The following is a 15,558-nucleotide window of genomic DNA, read 5'->3' on the forward strand; positions in this document are numbered from 1 at the left end:
TTTTTTGTCACAGGCATACCGCGCCGTTTTCACTTCCTCCGGCCCGTTTAGCGCGCCGCCTCCCTCGCGGAGGAAGGCGATCGCTGGCTTTCGCGTGACCGTTTTAGTAAGTATTATTTTACCACAGAAACCGGGGAAAGACTATAAAAAACCGTACAATTTATAAAAATACTTATAAAGCGATTGGAAACGTCAAATTTTTACGGCGCGTTATGACAATAGCAACCATATACATATAGTATAATTATTTTTAGCAAAAAATGGACAAGTTTCCAAATAATGTATGGCGGTGATAGGAATGTTAAAAGCGAAGGCGGGGCGCGTCAGCTTTACGGCGGCTGCTTTGGACCCTACAAAGGCTGTTGCAAAGCAGGTGGTTTATTTCACGGTGGCGCTGCTCTGTTCACGGGGACTGGTATTCGGCAAATACGCGCCGTTCGGCGTTGCGGCGGTCGCGGCATTTCCGTACTCGGGGATCTGGAGCGTTGTGCTGGGGAGCACGGCGGGGTATCTGCTGCCTTCTCCGGCGGCTGTGCCGGTACATTATATAGCGGCGGTTCTGGCCGCCGCGGCGATCCGCTGGACGTTGAACGACCTTATCAAGCTCAAAATGCATCCGGGCTTTGCTCCCGCGACGGCGTTTCTCCCGGTGCTCTGTACGGGCATGGCCATCGTCTTTGTCAACGGCTCCGCTTCGACGACCGTGGCGATGTATGTGGCGGAAGCGCTCCTCGCCGGCGGGATGGCGTACTTCTTTGCGCGCACGTCCAAGGTGATTGCTTCCGGCAGGAGCATCGGAACCATGAACCCGCAGGAAATCGCCTGTGCGGCGCTGTCGGCGGGCGTGGTCCTGCTGTCGCTTTCCAACCTGAGCATCGGCCCGGTCTCGCTCGGGCGCGTGCTGGCGGTGGTGGCGATCCTGTTTGCCGCGCGCTACGGCGGTGTTGCCGGCGGCAGCGTGGCCGGCATTTCGGCGGGCATCGTGTTCAGCCTTTCCACCTCGGGACTGAACTATCTTTCCGGCGCCTACGCGCTCGGCGGCATGATGGCGGGCGTATTTTCCCCGGTCGGGCAGCTCGCGTCCGTGGTCGCCTTTATTTTTTCCAACGCGGTCGCCTCTCTTCAGGTGGGCAATCAGGAAGCCGTCATCGGGGGACTTTACGAAGTGATGGCGGCGACTGTGTTTTATATGCTGCTGCCGCAGAGGGTCGGAGCGCCGCTGATCGGCATGTTTTCCCACGCCGACGATACATCCCGTTCCGACGGCCTTCGCCGCTCGGTCATCATGAAACTCGATTACGCCGCGAAGGCTCTCGGCAGCGTCTCCGAATCGGTGGAGGAAGTCTCCAAAAAGCTTTATACCGCGTGCGCGCCGGACATCAACGGCGTGTACAAGAAAACGATAGACGACGTCTGCTGCAGCTGCGGGTTAAAGGTCTACTGCTGGGAGCGCAACTACAGCGAAAGCATGAACGCGTTCAACGACCTGACGGACAAGCTCAGGGTGAAAGGGAAAATCGAGCGCTCCGACTTTAACACGCAGTTTGCCACACACTGCAGCAGGCTGCCGGTGGTTATGGACAGCGTCAACACCAATTACAATGAATTCATGATCCGGGACGCGGCGGACAGCCGCGCGCAGCAAGTGCGGAGCATGGTTTCCGACCAGTTTACCACCACCAGCAACATGCTGGAGGATATGGCGGCGGAGCTTGAGCTTTACGAGCAGTTTGATTTCGCCGCGGCTCAGAAGGTCGGGGAAGTCCTGCGCGGGGCGGGCATCCTGCCCATTGACATCAGCTGCCGGACAGACCGTTTCGACCGCATGTCGATCGAAATCATCACCGCTCAGCTGGACGGCGTCCGCCTGAACAAAGGCGAGCTTACGGACGAAATTTCACGCGCGTGCGGCCGGAGTTTTCAGCAGCCCTGCATCAGCATGGTAAAAGGGAAGTGCAGGCTGCAGATTTCGGAGCGTCCCCTCTACCGCGTACAGACCGGATGCGCCCAGCACTCCTGCGGAAACAGGCAGCTCTGCGGCGACAGCTGGGACGCCTTCCCCGACGGCAACGGCCGCCAGATCGTGATCATCAGCGACGGAATGGGGACGGGCGGCCGCGCGGCGGTGGACGGCGCGATGGCCTGCGGGATTTTGTCTCGTCTGGTCAAGGCCGGTATCGGATTCGACGCCTCGCTCAAGATCGTGAATTCGGCACTGATGGTGAAATCGGGCGACGAATCGCTCGCAACCGTTGATTTGGCCGCGCTCGACCTTTTCAACGGGAATCTTGAATTTATGAAAGCCGGCGCGCCCGTCAGCGTGCTGCGCAAATCGGGGCGGGCCATGGTGATCGACGCCCCCAGCCTGCCGATCGGCATCCTGAACGAAATCAATTTTTCCAAGTCCTCGGACAGCCTGGAAAAAGACGATCTGCTGATTATGCTTTCCGACGGGGCGCTCGCCGCGGGGGACGACTGGATCTGTGAAACGGTGGAGAAATGGAACGGCCAGATCCCGCAGGAGCTTGCGGAGGAAATCGTAACACAGGCGATTGCCCGCCGTACCGACGGACACGACGACGATATCACTGCTTTGGTCATAAAAGTAAGAGAAAACGAATAAGGACGGTGACCGGAAAAGGGCGGGAGGCATTGCCTCCCGCCCTAAGTTTTCTTCTCTTCCGGCAGGAAATCGGGGTAAAAAATAAAGGTGACAAGTAATTTTAGAAAAAATTTACAAAATAGCTTTCTACATACTTCCACATAGTACTTGATATTTTTTCTGTGGAGATGTAGTATGTTGTTCATGGCGGAACTTGCAAAAGTCCGCCGGCCAAGCGTAACCATACTATGAAAATTAAGGAGTACGATTATGACATTGAATGTGAAAAGAACACTGGCGGCCTGCGTCTGTGCGGCGTGTACGCTCGCGGCAATGACAGGCTGCTCCAATTTCAACTCCGGCAGCTCACAGATTGCCTCTTCCGCACCGGTCTCTTCGGAAGCTGTTTCCTCCTCCGTCGCCTCCGAGGTCAGCTCGGCGCCGGAATCTTCCCAGCCGGCTGATGCTCAGGCGGATCTTCTCAAACTGATGAAAGAGACCGCGGTAAAAGGAAAAGTGATTAACTGCGACTTCGCGGTTCAATCCAATGTAATTGAGGATGTAGAGGAAAAGTGGGGAAAGGAAGACAAATCCGAATACATTGCCGCCGCCAAGGGAACCTACGCGACCTATTCCAAGAAGGGCTTTGTGTTCGGCTTCAACAAGGGCTCTCAGCTGTTTGAAGTCAGGTCGTTTGACAGCCAGCTGAAAGAAATCACCCTTTCCAAAACGGAAGAAGTTTTCGGAAAGCCGGATTACGACGTGACTTCGGGCAACGACAGGATCATCGGTTACGTTGTCAGCAAGGATTATAAAATTTTGATGGTGTTCCCGGATTCCAAGGCGAACGGCGCGAACGCCGTGCTCGATCATTACTCTGTGTTTTATCCTGCCGGTACGGTCAACATGATGGCCGACGACCCGGGCCGCCAGTGGTAACGGAAAAAAGGATCATAAAAAAGGAAGCCGTTTCAAAAACGCGCTTCCTTTTTTGTTATTGCTATCCGATATGAAAAAGTGTTTCCGCGTTTTGGCGCGTAACTGTTAAAAGCTCTTCCGCGGTGATTCCCCGGATTTCAGCGATCCGCGCGGCGGTATAGGCGATCAGGGTGGAATCGTTGCGCTTTCCGCGGAACGGGACCGGCGCCATATACGGGCAGTCCGTTTCCATCAGCATCCGTTCGAGCGGAACGGCGGCCGCCACCTCCACCGGTACGCGCGCGTTTTTGAATGTGACCGCGCCGCCCAGACCGATATACATGCCGAGCCGGACGCACTCCATCGCCATTTCCACACTGCCGGAAAAGCAGTGCACCACGCCGGACGGCTTGTGTTTGCGAAGAATCTCCATGGTGTCGCCGTGCGCGTCGCGGTCATGCACGATGATTGGCAGGCGGTGCTTTTCCGCCAGCAGAATCTGGGTTTCAAAGGCCGCTTTCTGTACGTCCCTCGGAGCGTTGTCCTCAAAATGATAGTCCAGCCCGATTTCTCCGACCGCGACGACCTTGTCCCGATGGAGCAGCTCTTCCAGCTGTTCCGGATAGTTTTCGGGCGCATCCTTGACACATTCCGGGTGGATGCCCACGGCGGCGTAAAGATACGGATAATCCGCCGCCAGTTGGATGGAAGCGAGGGAAGAGTCCAGATCCGCCCCGCAGTTGATCACGTTGCAGATTCCGCGGCCGGGAAGCCCGGACAGAACCACGTCGCGGTCGTCGTCAAAAGCCGCGTCGTCGTAATGCGCGTGGGAATCGAAAATAGGCTTCAGCATATCCATCAGCGGACTTTGCTCCCGGCGGGAATTCCGTCCACGAAAATCACTTTTACGTCTTCTCCGGCATCCGCCGCCAGAATCATGCCCTGACTTTCCACACCGCACAGCACGGCGGGCTTCAGGTTTGCGACCAGAATAATGCTGTGTCCCGTCAGGTCCTCCGGCTGATACCATTTTGCAATGCCCGAAGCGACCGTCCTCTGTCCTTCTCCGTCGTCGATCGTCAGCTTCAGCAGCTTCTTTGCGCGCTTGATCGGTTCGCACGCGATGATTTTACCGACACGCAGCTCGACCTTTCCGAAGTCGTCAATGCCGATCTGCGCAATGCCTTCGATTTCCTTTTCCGCGGGGGCTTCCTTCTTTTCCTCGGCGGGATTCGGGATCAGCTTGTTCAGCTCTTCGATTTCCTTGTCCACGTCGATGCGCGGGAACAGGGTTTCTCCTTTGGAAATCACGGTGTCAGAGGGCAGAAGTCCCCACTTCGCCGCCGCGTCGTAGGTCAGCACGTCTGCCTTTGCGCCGAGCTGCGCCTGGATTTTCGGCGCCGTTTCCGGAATGAAAGGCGTAATCAGAATCGATACGATACGCAGGCTCTCGCAGAGATTGTAAATAACCGCGGCCAGACGCGCGCGCTTTGTCTCGTCCTTTCCCAAAGCCCAGGGCATGGTTTCATCGATATATTTGTTGGTACGGGCAATCAGCTTCCAGATTTCGGTCAGCGCGTTGCTGAACTGATAGCCGGCAATCGCGTCGTCGCATTTTTGACGCAGGCCGAGCGCCGTCTGAATCAGCTCGTCGTCAAGGGGCGCGCTCTCCCGTTCGGCGGGAATTTTGCCGCCGAAGTATTTCTCCGCCATCGCGGTGGAGCGGGAGAGAAGGTTTCCTAAATCGTTCGCAAGGTCGGAATTGATGCGGCCGATCAGCGCCTCGTTGGTGAATACGCCGTCCGCGCCGAACGGGATTTCCCGCAGGAGGAAGTAACGGATGGCGTCCACGCCGTAGCGGTCGCACAGGATGACCGGGTCGACCACGTTGCCCTTCGATTTGCTCATCTTGCTGCCGTCGCCGAACAGAAGCCAGCCGTGGCCGTAGACCTGCTTGGGCAGGGGAAGGCCGAGCGCCATCAGCATGGCGGGCCAGATGATGGTGTGGAAACGCACGATCTCCTTGCCGACAAAATGCACGTCGGCGGGCCAGTATTTTTGGTAATCGGAATCATCGTCCGAACCGTAGCCCATCGCGGTGATGTAGTTGGTCAGAGCGTCCAGCCACACATATACGACGTGCTTCGGATCGAAATCGACGGGGATTCCCCACGTAAAGCTGGTGCGGGAAACACACAGGTCCTCCAGTCCCTGCTTGATGAAATTGATCATTTCGTTTTTGCGGCTCTCCGGCTGGATGAAATTCGGCTGGTCTTCATAGAGCTTTAACAGCCTGTCCGCGTATTTGGAAAGACGGAAGAAATAGGCTTCCTCATTGGCCCTTTTTACTTCTCTGCCGCAGTCGGGGCATTTGCCGTCCTTCAGCTGGGTCTCCGTCCAGAAGGATTCGCAGGGGGTGCAGTACCAGCCCTCATATTTTCCTTTGTAAATTTCTCCTTTATCATGGAGAATTTTGAAGATTTTCTGTACCGCCTTGACATGATAATCGTCGGTGGTGCGGATAAACCGGTCGTTGGAAATATTCAGAAGCTTCCACAAATCCTGAAAGCCCGCGACAATTTTATCGACATATTCCTTGGGGGTCACACCCTCTTTTTCGGCGTTGATCTCAATTTTCTGACCGTGTTCGTCCGTACCGGTCAGAAACATCACGTCGTAGCCCTGCATTCGCTTGTAGCGCGCGATTGCGTCGCTGGCAACGGTGCAGTAGCTGTGCCCGATGTGCGCCTTGCCCGAGGGATAATAAATAGGCGTTGTGATGTAAAAAGTTTTTTTGTCCATTTTTCAGCCTCCAAGAGAATAGTATTCTCAAATAAAGTGATTAATTTTAATATTATACCATTATTTTCACCGATAGTGAATAGAAAATCAAGAAACATGAAAGACTTACCCGCCGGAATCATAAATTTTGTCGAAAAATACCGCTCCGGAATTGAAATCAATCCCGAAGCGGTACAATGAGACGGCAGAATTATGATATGATTAATTTGGAGCCGTGCCGGATTCGCCGGTTCCGGCATCTTCACCGTAGAGAAAAGCTCTCAGGAGCTGACAGTTCTCCGGCAGATCCGGGTCGAGCACTTCGCCGATTCCCTTGATGGTAGGTTCGGTATAGGTGTTCAGGTTTGGAATATGCATGGTTTTCATGGGATAGTTGGAAACGGAGCCCGCGATGGAAGCAAGATACATCAGCTCCGAATCGGTGAGGTTCGTCTTGACCAGCGGCAGAAATTCATTCATCATGCTGTTGATCTTGATCGGGCTCATGCCTTCCAGCTTTTTAATCATCAGCTCCATGACCTCACGCTGCCTGCCGGTACGGCCAAAGTCGCTGTCCGTCTCGCGGATTCGGGCGTAATACACAGCCAGCCGGCCGTCCAGATGATTGACCCCCGGCTTCAGGTTGCTGCCCATATTCCGGTTTTCCGCGTCGCAGAGCTTTTGATCCATTTCGATGTCCAATCCGCCCATTTTATCGATAATGGTGGCAAAATTCTCGAAGTCAACGGAAATATACTTGTCGATATTGATTCTGAAATTGTTTTCCAGGGTCTGCATGGTAAGCGCCGCGCCGCCCTTTGTATAGGCCGCGTTCAGCTTCTGCTTTTTCATTGTGGGAATTTCAACGTACAAATCCCGCAGAAAGGAAACCAGACGGAGCGTCTTGTTTTTTGTGTCAATGGAAATCAGCATGGTGGTATCACTTCGGCTGCTGTTCCCGTCGTCTCCCTTGTCGGTGCCGATCAGCAGAATATTGGTGATCTGGTTGTCCGAAATAACTCCCCACGTGGGTGCGGCGCTGGGCTGCTCAATATATTTCGAAGTGTTGATTTCTTCCGACCGGTCCAGACGCGACATCAGATATTTTCCATATACGAAGACGCCCGCGCATACAATCAGAATCAGGCACAGGAGGCCCGTGAGAAATTTCTTCAGGCCGCTTTTTTTCCTGCCGTATTTTTTGCCTCCCCGCCGTGCGGGCTGACTGCTGCTGTAAATATCGCGGTCGACATAATGGTACCGGTCGATTTCACCGGTGTCAAAATTTGTTCTTCTGCCCGCGTTTCGCGGCCCCGAACCAACACCGTTGCGCTGCGACCGGCTGTCGCGGTTTTGTCTGTTCATATTTCACCTCAAAAAACGTAATACACAAAGCAGTCTTATTCTATTGCAATTCCGCTCGCATGTCAATAGTTATGTAAACTAAAAAAAGAAAGCGGAGTCCCTGCTTTCAGTACGCTGTTTTTCAGGTGGAAAAGAAGTGTTGTTAAAGAACAGACAGATTGTGTCAGGCAGTCGATCAAGTCGCGCAATCGCAAAATTGTGAAACAATTTTGCTTACTGCGTTGGCTGCGCTTGCACATTTCAGTCACATGCAATGAGTATGCTCCCTCATTTGCGGCGCTTGCCGCCTGGTCTTGCGCGATTTCTCGACGCCTGACAGTTTTTCGACACTCAAAGATTATGTCAGACTGTCGTCGGAAAATTTTCGTCGAAGCTCTTTTAAATAATAGTCCTTGGCAGCGGCCGGTGTTTGAAAACTTAGTGGTTTCATGAAAATGTAAGAAAGACTGGTGCTCCAATCCTCGGCGGAAAAAAGGCCGGGATCCATGCTTTCTACCACGGGCAAAATGACGGCGCTGTTTTCCGACAGCCGAATATTGGAAATATACAGATTGCATGATTCAGCAATATACTCTACCATCTTCTCACTCATTCACACACCGCCTTTCCTACTTACAAGCCGGTAACAAAAATCCTGTAATAGAATTACCATATATCATTATAGTAACGTTTTGTTACTTAGTCAACATATTTACACAAGTTTCGGCAAATTTAGTAACTGTTTGTTACATAAATTGCTTGTAAATTTCCTAAACTGTATAATTTCCGTAAGGGGATGATAAAGTGGTTGCTCGAAGATTAAAGGAGCTTCGCACGGAACATAAACTCACTCAGAATGACATAGCAGCCCTTTTAAATATATCACGAGAAGCATATTGTATGTACGAAAATCAGAAAAGACAATTAAACTACGAATCCCTTTGTATTCTTGCCGATTATTATCATGTGACACTGGATTATCTGTTTGGGCGGTCCGATCGGCCGGATTTGACCGGGCCGCTCGGGAGTGAGGAAAAACTGCTGCTTGAGTATTACCGCGCCATGGACCAGCGGGGACGGGAAAATGTCATGGGAATGGCCAAAGTGGAGTATCAGAGAGGAATCAAAAGGAGAGACTTTTCCGAGCCGGTCATATGATCCCGCTAAAATAAGAATGAATGATAAGAAGCTCGCTATGAAAATTTACAGAATGTTCACGGCTCTTTTTGTGATTTTGCTATAATGGACTGATAAGTCAGCAGGAAAAGGAGGAGATCAAAATGCAGATCCGTAAAACGTCGGGACACCGCATCGACATGCGTAAACTGCTGATTCGCGTGGTGGCAGTCCTGTGCGCGGCGGTGATTATTGGCTCCGCGTTTCTTGCTGCTTTCGGATAACAGCTTCAGAAAAAGGCTTCCGCCCATGGGCGGAAGCCTTTTTCTATGTGGAATATTATTCTTTTCCGGCCTGGATGAAATCCACGCCCGCGCCGTAAGGGTGGAAAACGACCCCGGTCACGCCCTTTGCACAGGCGTAGTAGTGCTTTTCGTAGTACAGGGGATAGAACACGCCCTGTTCATTCAAATACTTTTCGGCATTTGCGAAAATTGCGGCGGAATCCGCTCCGCCGTTTTTCTCCGCGCTGTCCAGCATGGCGTCGAAAGCGGGATCCTTCCATTTGGCGGGATTGTTCTTCTCGCTGCTTTTAAACAGGGACAGAACGGAAAGCGGGCCGTCGCCGGCCGGCTGGACAGGGCATAGCGCAACCTGATAGTCTCCCGATTGAATACGGGAAGCGAGCTGGTCTTCGGGAAGCGGCTCCATATTGAAGTAATTGTGGAACTGGACGTTCCAGGAAGCGATCATTTCATTGAGCATCAGCTTGACATTGGCGTCGTCGGGACAGATGACGGTCACGCTTTTCAGCTCTGAAAGGGAAAGCTCGTTCAGCCCCGCGGCCAGAAGAGCCGCCGCGTTTTTGTCCTGCTTTAAAAAGTAGGAGCCGCCGTTGGCAAGGCTGCGGTAAGGCTTGCCCAGCAGGGTGGTGGACGGGGGAATGATATCGTTTGCGGCGGACATGTTCTTCGGCAGGTGCTGCAGTACCTTTGCCCGGTCAAAGGCCTGGATGAAAGCCCGCCGGATATTTTTGCTTTTCATCAGTTCGGACTGCGTGTTGAAGCAGAGTCCCCAGGTTGTGTCCTCAAAGGAGGTGATGGTACCGCCCTGCGCCTGTGCGGCGGCGGCCTGACTGCCGGAAACGGCAATCGCGTCCACTGTGCCGCTCTTCAGCGCGTCGACCGGGTCGGTAATCGCGTTGTCCTCGTTTTGCACGGTGAATTTCAGGTTGGACGGCAGCGGCTTTTGCTTTCCGGCATAGGTGTCGGAACGGACAAGGCTGAGGTACTGGCCGTGGGACCATCCGTACTTGCCGTCTATTTCAAAGGGGCCGTTTCCAATCAGGTATTTTATCTCCAGGCCGTAACGCCCCGAAGTGCTTTCAAAAAATTTCTGGTTGCAGGGCATAAAGACGGGCGCCGCGGTGATGGCGGGAAAGTCCGGATAGGAATAGTTGAGCCGCACCACCAGCGTATGGGCATCCGGGGCGGTTACCCCAAGCTGGTCGGCGGGCACCGTTCCGGCGTTTACTTCTCTGGCGTTTTGAATACAGAACATGCGGGAACAGGTCGGCGATCCGGTCTGCGGAGAAAGCGCACGCCGGAACGCATAGACAAAATCGTTCGCGGTGACGGGCGTTTTTTCCTTGTCCGACCATTTGGCGCTGCTGCGCAGGGTGAAGGTAAATACCGTATCGTTTTCGCTGCCGACCCATTTTTCCGCAACGCCCGGGTAGGGGCGATTGTCCGCGCCAAGGCGCACCAATCCCTCAAACAGTGCTTCGACCGCCACTGCGGCGGCACTGTCCGATGCGATCTGAGGATCCAGCGTTTTCGGTTCGGAGGCAAGATAGTAGTTGAATTTTTTATTCGCGTTTTTCGGTTCGTTTTTTCCGCATCCGGAAAAAGAAAATAATATTGTAAGACAGAGCAGGGCTGCCGTTATTCTTTTCAGCAATCGTTCAGTCACCCCTTGGTTTACGGGATTTCATTATTTTATCATTTTTTCTGTGCTATTGCAACGAGGTTAACATAATTGTTATCTTTTTCTGCGCGGAGGGGATTCATACGGTCGGATATGCATAAAAAAGCTCCTTCCCATAAGGGAAAGAGCTCGGGCTGCCGATAAAGTCGCGCAACCGCAAAATTGCAGAGCAAATTTTGCTTACTGCGTTGGCTGCGCCTGCAAATTTCGGTCACATACGATTTTCGGCAGCCTGTTTCTTAGATCAGTTTATAGTTTTGTCAGTGAAAAATCATTCGATGATGCTGACGCCGTCCATTTCCGGCGGCTGGGGAAGATCCAGAATTTTGAGCATGGTCGGGGCAATGTCCGCCAGCCTTCCGCCGGAGCGGAGCCTGCACGGATACCCGACCACACAGAACGGGACGGGATTTGTCGTGTGTGCGGTGAAGGGAGAACCGTCTTCTTCGTACATTTTATCGGCGTTGCCGTGGTCGGCCGTAATCAGAGCGACGCCGCCCGCCTCGGAAATGGCATGAACCACTCTGCCTACGCAGGCGTCGACCGCTTCCACGGCGGCCTTGGCGGCGCTGAAAATGCCGGTGTGGCCCACCATGTCGCAGTTGGCAAAATTCAGGATGATGACGTCGTATTTTCCGCTCTTGATGCGTTCCACCAAAGCGTCCGTGACTTCATACGCGCTCATTTCGGGCTGCAGGTCATAGGTCGCAACCTTGGGGGAGTGGATCAGGACGCGGTCTTCGCCCGGATACTGTTTTTCCACACCGCCGTTGAAAAAGAAAGTGACGTGGGCGTATTTCTCCGTTTCGGCAATCCGCAGCTGGGTCAGGCCCTTGTCGGAAATATATTCGCCGAAGGTGTTTTTCAGCGACTGGGGCTTAAAGGCGACCAGAACGTTGGGCATGGTAGCGTCATACTGCGTCATGCAGACATAGGTGAGGGGGAAGAACCCGTTTCTGCGCTCAAAGCCCTGAAAGTCCGGATCAACAAAGGTGCGCGTGATTTCGCGGGCACGGTCGGGCCGGAAATTGAAGAAAATAACGGAATCGTTCGCTTTGACGGCGGCATCCTTTGCGCAGACGGTGGGAACGACGAATTCGTCGGTTACTTTTTTCTGATAGGAATCCTCGATAGCCTGAACCGGGTCGCCGCACTGGATTCCTTCTCCGTACGCCATGGCGGCGTATGCCTTTTCCACGCGTTCCCAGCGGTTGTCACGGTCCATCGCGTAGTAGCGGCCCATCACGGTGGCGATTTCACCCACGCCGATTTCCTTCAGCTTTTCAGCGCATTCGGCGACATAGCCTTTTCCGGAATCCGGGGGAACGTCGCGGCCGTCCAGCAGGGCATGAACGTAGACTTTTTTGCAGCCGCGTCTTTTGGCCAGCTCGACCAGCGCGTAAAGGTGCCGGTTGTGGCTGTGCACGCCGCCCGCGGAAAGCAGGCCGATCAGGTGCAGGGCGCCGCCGTTTTTCGCCGCGTTGTCCGCGGCGGCAAGAAAGGCGGGATTTTCAAAAAAATCGCCGTCCTGAATGGATTTTGTAATCCTTGTCAGTTCCTGATAAACAATGCGGCCCGCTCCGATGTTGGTATGGCCGACCTCGGAGTTTCCCATCTGGCCGTCCGGAAGGCCGACGTCAAGGCCGGAGGCACCGATCTGCGTGATTGGGTTATTTGCAAAGAGACGGTCTATGTTTGGTTTGTGCGCCGCCTTGATCGCGTTGCCGCTCTCTCCGGCGATCCCAAAACCGTCGAGTATCATCAGTATCAAAGGTTTTTTCATGTTTTTGACCAACCTGCCTTTCGGAGTATTTTTACCTGCTTGCGGCCTTTACGATCTCCGCAAAGTCGGCCGGCTTTAAGGAAGCGCCGCCGATCAGGCCGCCGTCCACATCGGGCTGGTCGAGCAGCTCCGCCGCGTTTTTGGCGTTCATGGAACCGCCGTACTGAATGGTGATCGCGTCGGCGCTCGCCTTGTCGTACAGCTTCGCGACGGCTGCGCGGATGACGGCGCAGACTTCGTTGGCCTGCTGCGCGGTCGCCGTTTTGCCGGTGCCGATGGCCCAGATCGGCTCATAGGCGATGATGATCTTTTTCAGCTCGTCCTTGCTGACGCCGCCGAGAGCGATTTTGGTCTGCATGGCGACCAGTTCGTCGGTGATGCCCTGTTCGCGCTGCTCCAGATATTCGCCCACGCAGAGGATGACGGAAAGTCCGCCGTCCAGCGCCGCGCGGATGCGCTTGTTTACGGTGACGTCCGTTTCACCGAAATAGGTCCTGCGCTCGCTGTGGCCGATGATCACGTACTGTACGCCTGTGGAAACCAGCATGTCGGCGGAAATTTCCCCGGTGAAGGCGCCGCTCTTTTCCCAGTGGCAGTTCTGGGCACCGATGCCGATGTTGGAGCCCTTCGCGGCTTCCAGCGCGGCGGCAAGGTCGACATAGGGCACGCACGCGACAACGCCGCAGTCCGCGTCTTTTACCAGGGGCTTGATCGCCTCAATCAGTTGGGTTGCCTCGGCGGGGGTTTTGTTCATTTTCCAGTTGCCGGCGATGACTGCTTTTCTCAGCTTTTTGTTCATAAAGCATATCTCCTTTAAAAATTTAATTTTCCGATTTTGTTATAAATGCGGCAGACAGGCTGCCGCATTTTCACGTACAAGCAAACGCTTGTTTTTTATTTATTTGTCGTTCAGGCAGGCGATGCCGGGCAGCTCGAGGCCTTCCAGGAACTCAAGGGAAGCGCCGCCGCCGGTGGAAATATGGGTCATCTTATCGGCGAAGCCGAGCTTTTCAACCGCAGCCGCGGAATCGCCACCGCCGATGATGGAAATCGCGCCGCTGTTTGCGACCGCCTTCGCAACCGCGATCGTGCCGGCGGCGAAGTTGTCCCATTCGGAAACGCCCATCGGTCCGTTCCACACGACGGTGCCGGAGCCCTGAATGGCCTCGGAGAACAGCGCGGAGGTTTTCGGACCGATGTCAAGGCCCATCCAGCCTTCTGGAATCTGGTCGGAATCGACGATCTTATGCTCGGCGTCGGGTTTGTATTCCGTGGCGACGACGTTGTCGATCGGGATCAGGAATTTAACGCCCTTTTCTTTTGCCTTCGCCATCATGTCCTTCGCGAGCTCGACCTTGTCGTTCTCGCAGATGGAAGTGCCGATGGCGTAGCCGAGCGCGTTCATAAAGGTGTAGGCCATGCCGCCGCCGATGATGAGGGTGTCGACCTTTTCCAGCAGGTTTGTGATCACGCCGATTTTGTCAGAAACCTTCGCGCCGCCTAAAATGGCGATGAACGGACGCTTCGGGTTGCTGAGCGCGCCGCCCATGATGGTGATTTCCTTCTGAATCAGATATCCGCAGACCGCGGGGAGATACGCCGCCACGCCCGCTGTGGAAGCGTGTGCCCTGTGCGCGGTGCCGAACGCGTCGTTGACGTAGATTTCCGCCAGAGAGGCGAGCTGCTTTGAAAATTCAGGATCGTTCTTTTCTTCTTCTTTATGGAAGCGGACGTTTTCGATCAGTTCCACTTCTCCGTCCTTCAAGGAGGCGGCTATGCTTTTTGCGCTCTCGCCGATGACGTCGGAAGCCATCTTTACTTCCTGGCCAAGGACCTTGGAAAGGTATCTGGCAACAGGCGCGAGGGAGTATTTCATGTTGAATTCGCCCTTCGGGCGGCCCAGATGGGAGCAGAGGATTACCTTTGCCTTGTGACCGATTAAATACCGAATGGTCTTCAGTGCCTCATCAATACGCTTCGGATCGGTGATATTGCCTTCCGCATCGAACGGTACATTGAAATCACAGCGGACCAGTACCCGTTTTCCGGAAACATCAATGTCCTCCACGGTTTTCTTGTTGAGATAATTCATGCATAGCACTCCTTTATATTATGATAACAGAAAATACGATTTACCTCCGTTATTATACAATAATCCGTCGATAAATTCAAGCATATTGCGGGCCGAATCGGCCTTTTCCGGAAACTTTGTTAAAAAAGTATCACCATTGATATTCCCTTAATTGCCCTTTGCACAAAAGTTCCGGATACCCCCATTGCCGGAGTACCTCGTAAACGCCCACCGCCACGGAATTGGACAGGTTCAGGCTGCGCGCGTCGGCGTTGTCGATCATCGGGATGCGGACGCAGCGGCCGGGGTTTTCATACAGCAGTTTTTCGGGCAGTCCGGCCGTTTCTTTGCCGAAAAAGAGGTAACTGTTGTCGGGGTACCGGATGTCCGAATGGATGTGTTGGGCTCTCGTTGAAAAGAAGTAGAAATTACCCGAATTTTTACTGAAAAAATCGGAAAGGCTATTGTAACAGGTGATATCCAGCAGGTGTCAGTAATCCAGCCCGGCGCGTTTGAGCTTTCTGTCGTCAATCTGAAAGCCCATCGGCCCGACAAGATGCAGTCTTGCTCCGGTTGCGGCGCAGGTGCGGGCAACGTTACCGGTGTTTTGCGGGATTTCCGGTTCGACCATAACAATGTTCAGTGTTGGCATGGGAGACTCCTTTATTCAAAAAATTTGGCATTAATTTTCAAATATAAACGGAAAGAAAGAGGGGATGATATTGAAAGGCCCAGGTTCTATATTTTCAGTCGGGAGGTTTTACGTTATGTATAAAGAGACGATGGGATTCGTCAGGGGCGTCGGCACCGGTATGGTCGCCGGCATCGCAGTTGCCTCTATGGGCAGCAAAATGATGAAAAACAACCGCAAGCTGAGACGCAACGCCAATAAAGCCATGCACGCGGTAAACGGCATGTTTGGCGACGTACAGGGCATGTTTAAACAGTAAACGGCGG

At 53.7% G+C, this 15,558-nt stretch carries 12 protein-coding genes and 1 pseudogene; 4 read left to right on the plus strand and 9 right to left on the minus strand.

Going from position 1 to position 15,558, the window contains the following annotated elements; translation table 11 throughout:
- Positions 1-298 precede the first annotated feature (298 nt).
- Positions 299-2,623: a SpoIIE family protein phosphatase gene (locus VXK30_RS04475; RefSeq protein WP_275713025.1), complete on the plus strand. Its 2,325-nt coding sequence runs from the start codon at positions 299-301 to the stop codon at positions 2,621-2,623.
- Between the two features lie 249 nt (positions 2,624-2,872).
- Positions 2,873-3,541, plus strand: coding sequence for a YjgB family protein (locus VXK30_RS04480; RefSeq protein WP_275713024.1), 669 nt, complete (start codon positions 2,873-2,875; stop codon positions 3,539-3,541).
- Between the two features lie 61 nt (positions 3,542-3,602).
- Here the strand turns inward: VXK30_RS04480 and VXK30_RS04485 are convergent, their stop codons facing one another.
- From VXK30_RS04485 to VXK30_RS04500, 4 genes are all read right to left on the minus strand, one after another.
- Positions 3,603-4,373 carry a TatD family hydrolase gene (locus tag VXK30_RS04485; protein ID WP_275713225.1) on the minus strand — a complete coding sequence of 257 codons (771 nt, stop codon included), beginning with the start codon at positions 4,371-4,373 and terminating at the stop codon, positions 3,603-3,605.
- 5 nt (positions 4,374-4,378) lie between these two features.
- Positions 4,379-6,322 carry a methionine--tRNA ligase gene (metG, locus tag VXK30_RS04490; protein WP_275713023.1) on the minus strand — a complete coding sequence of 648 codons (1,944 nt, stop codon included), beginning with the start codon at positions 6,320-6,322 and terminating at the stop codon, positions 4,379-4,381.
- Positions 6,323-6,523: 201 nt separating this feature from the next.
- Positions 6,524-7,666 carry an LCP family protein gene (locus VXK30_RS04495; RefSeq protein WP_275713022.1) on the minus strand — a complete coding sequence of 381 codons (1,143 nt, stop codon included), beginning with the start codon at positions 7,664-7,666 and terminating at the stop codon, positions 6,524-6,526.
- Between the two features lie 337 nt (positions 7,667-8,003).
- Positions 8,004-8,258 carry a hypothetical protein gene (locus VXK30_RS04500; protein WP_275713020.1) on the minus strand — a complete coding sequence of 85 codons (255 nt, stop codon included), beginning with the start codon at positions 8,256-8,258 and terminating at the stop codon, positions 8,004-8,006.
- Between the two features lie 191 nt (positions 8,259-8,449).
- Here VXK30_RS04500 and VXK30_RS04505 point away from each other — a divergent pair, with 191 nt between their 5' ends.
- Complete coding sequence (locus tag VXK30_RS04505) at positions 8,450-8,803, plus strand: helix-turn-helix domain-containing protein (protein WP_275713018.1); 354 nt, start codon at positions 8,450-8,452, stop codon at positions 8,801-8,803.
- 297 nt (positions 8,804-9,100) lie between these two features.
- Here VXK30_RS04505 and VXK30_RS04510 read toward each other — a convergent pair whose 3' ends face one another.
- From VXK30_RS04510 to VXK30_RS04530, 5 genes and pseudogenes are all read right to left on the minus strand, one after another.
- Positions 9,101-10,720 (minus strand): peptide ABC transporter substrate-binding protein, encoded by a 1,620-nt coding sequence (locus VXK30_RS04510; protein ID WP_275713016.1) that lies wholly within the window; start codon positions 10,718-10,720, stop codon positions 9,101-9,103.
- 298 nt (positions 10,721-11,018) lie between these two features.
- Positions 11,019-12,530 (minus strand): 2,3-bisphosphoglycerate-independent phosphoglycerate mutase, encoded by a 1,512-nt coding sequence (gene gpmI, locus VXK30_RS04515; RefSeq protein ID WP_275713014.1) that lies wholly within the window; start codon positions 12,528-12,530, stop codon positions 11,019-11,021.
- Between the two features lie 31 nt (positions 12,531-12,561).
- Entirely contained in the window at positions 12,562-13,329 is a 768-nt protein-coding gene (tpiA, locus tag VXK30_RS04520) for a triose-phosphate isomerase (protein ID WP_275713013.1), read from the minus strand.
- Positions 13,330-13,428: 99 nt separating this feature from the next.
- Positions 13,429-14,622, minus strand: a complete 1,194-nt coding sequence (locus tag VXK30_RS04525) for a phosphoglycerate kinase (protein WP_275713011.1) — start codon at positions 14,620-14,622, stop codon at positions 13,429-13,431.
- Positions 14,623-14,752: 130 nt separating this feature from the next.
- A pseudogene (locus VXK30_RS04530) lies at positions 14,753-15,253 on the minus strand (tRNA (cytidine(34)-2'-O)-methyltransferase).
- Positions 15,254-15,368: 115 nt separating this feature from the next.
- On the opposite strand from VXK30_RS04530, the gene VXK30_RS04535 reads away from it, so the two are divergent.
- Complete coding sequence (locus tag VXK30_RS04535; protein ID WP_275713009.1) at positions 15,369-15,551, plus strand: hypothetical protein; 183 nt, start codon at positions 15,369-15,371, stop codon at positions 15,549-15,551.
- Positions 15,552-15,558 lie beyond the last annotated feature (7 nt).

The sequence above is a fragment of the Caproiciproducens sp. CPB-2 genome (genome assembly GCF_036287215.1).
Lineage (GTDB): Bacteria > Bacillota > Clostridia > Oscillospirales > Acutalibacteraceae > Caproiciproducens.

Excerpts from the sequence above, each read along its gene's own strand:
- VXK30_RS04475 (WP_275713025.1), top strand. The coding sequence starts at position 299 with ATGTTAAAAGCGAAGGCGGGGCGCGTCAGCTTTACGGCGGCTGCTTTG.
- VXK30_RS04480 (WP_275713024.1), top strand. The coding sequence starts at position 2,873 with ATGACATTGAATGTGAAAAGAACACTGGCGGCCTGCGTCTGTGCGGCG.
- VXK30_RS04485 (WP_275713225.1), bottom strand. The coding sequence starts at position 4,373 with ATGCTGAAGCCTATTTTCGATTCCCACGCGCATTACGACGACGCGGCT.
- metG (WP_275713023.1), bottom strand. The coding sequence starts at position 6,322 with ATGGACAAAAAAACTTTTTACATCACAACGCCTATTTATTATCCCTCG.
- VXK30_RS04495 (WP_275713022.1), bottom strand. The coding sequence starts at position 7,666 with ATGAACAGACAAAACCGCGACAGCCGGTCGCAGCGCAACGGTGTTGGT.
- VXK30_RS04500 (WP_275713020.1), bottom strand. The coding sequence starts at position 8,258 with ATGAGTGAGAAGATGGTAGAGTATATTGCTGAATCATGCAATCTGTAT.
- gpmI (WP_275713014.1), bottom strand. The coding sequence starts at position 12,530 with ATGAAAAAACCTTTGATACTGATGATACTCGACGGTTTTGGGATCGCC.
- tpiA (WP_275713013.1), bottom strand. The coding sequence starts at position 13,329 with ATGAACAAAAAGCTGAGAAAAGCAGTCATCGCCGGCAACTGGAAAATG.
- VXK30_RS04525 (WP_275713011.1), bottom strand. The coding sequence starts at position 14,622 with ATGAATTATCTCAACAAGAAAACCGTGGAGGACATTGATGTTTCCGGA.
- VXK30_RS04535 (WP_275713009.1), top strand. The coding sequence starts at position 15,369 with ATGTATAAAGAGACGATGGGATTCGTCAGGGGCGTCGGCACCGGTATG.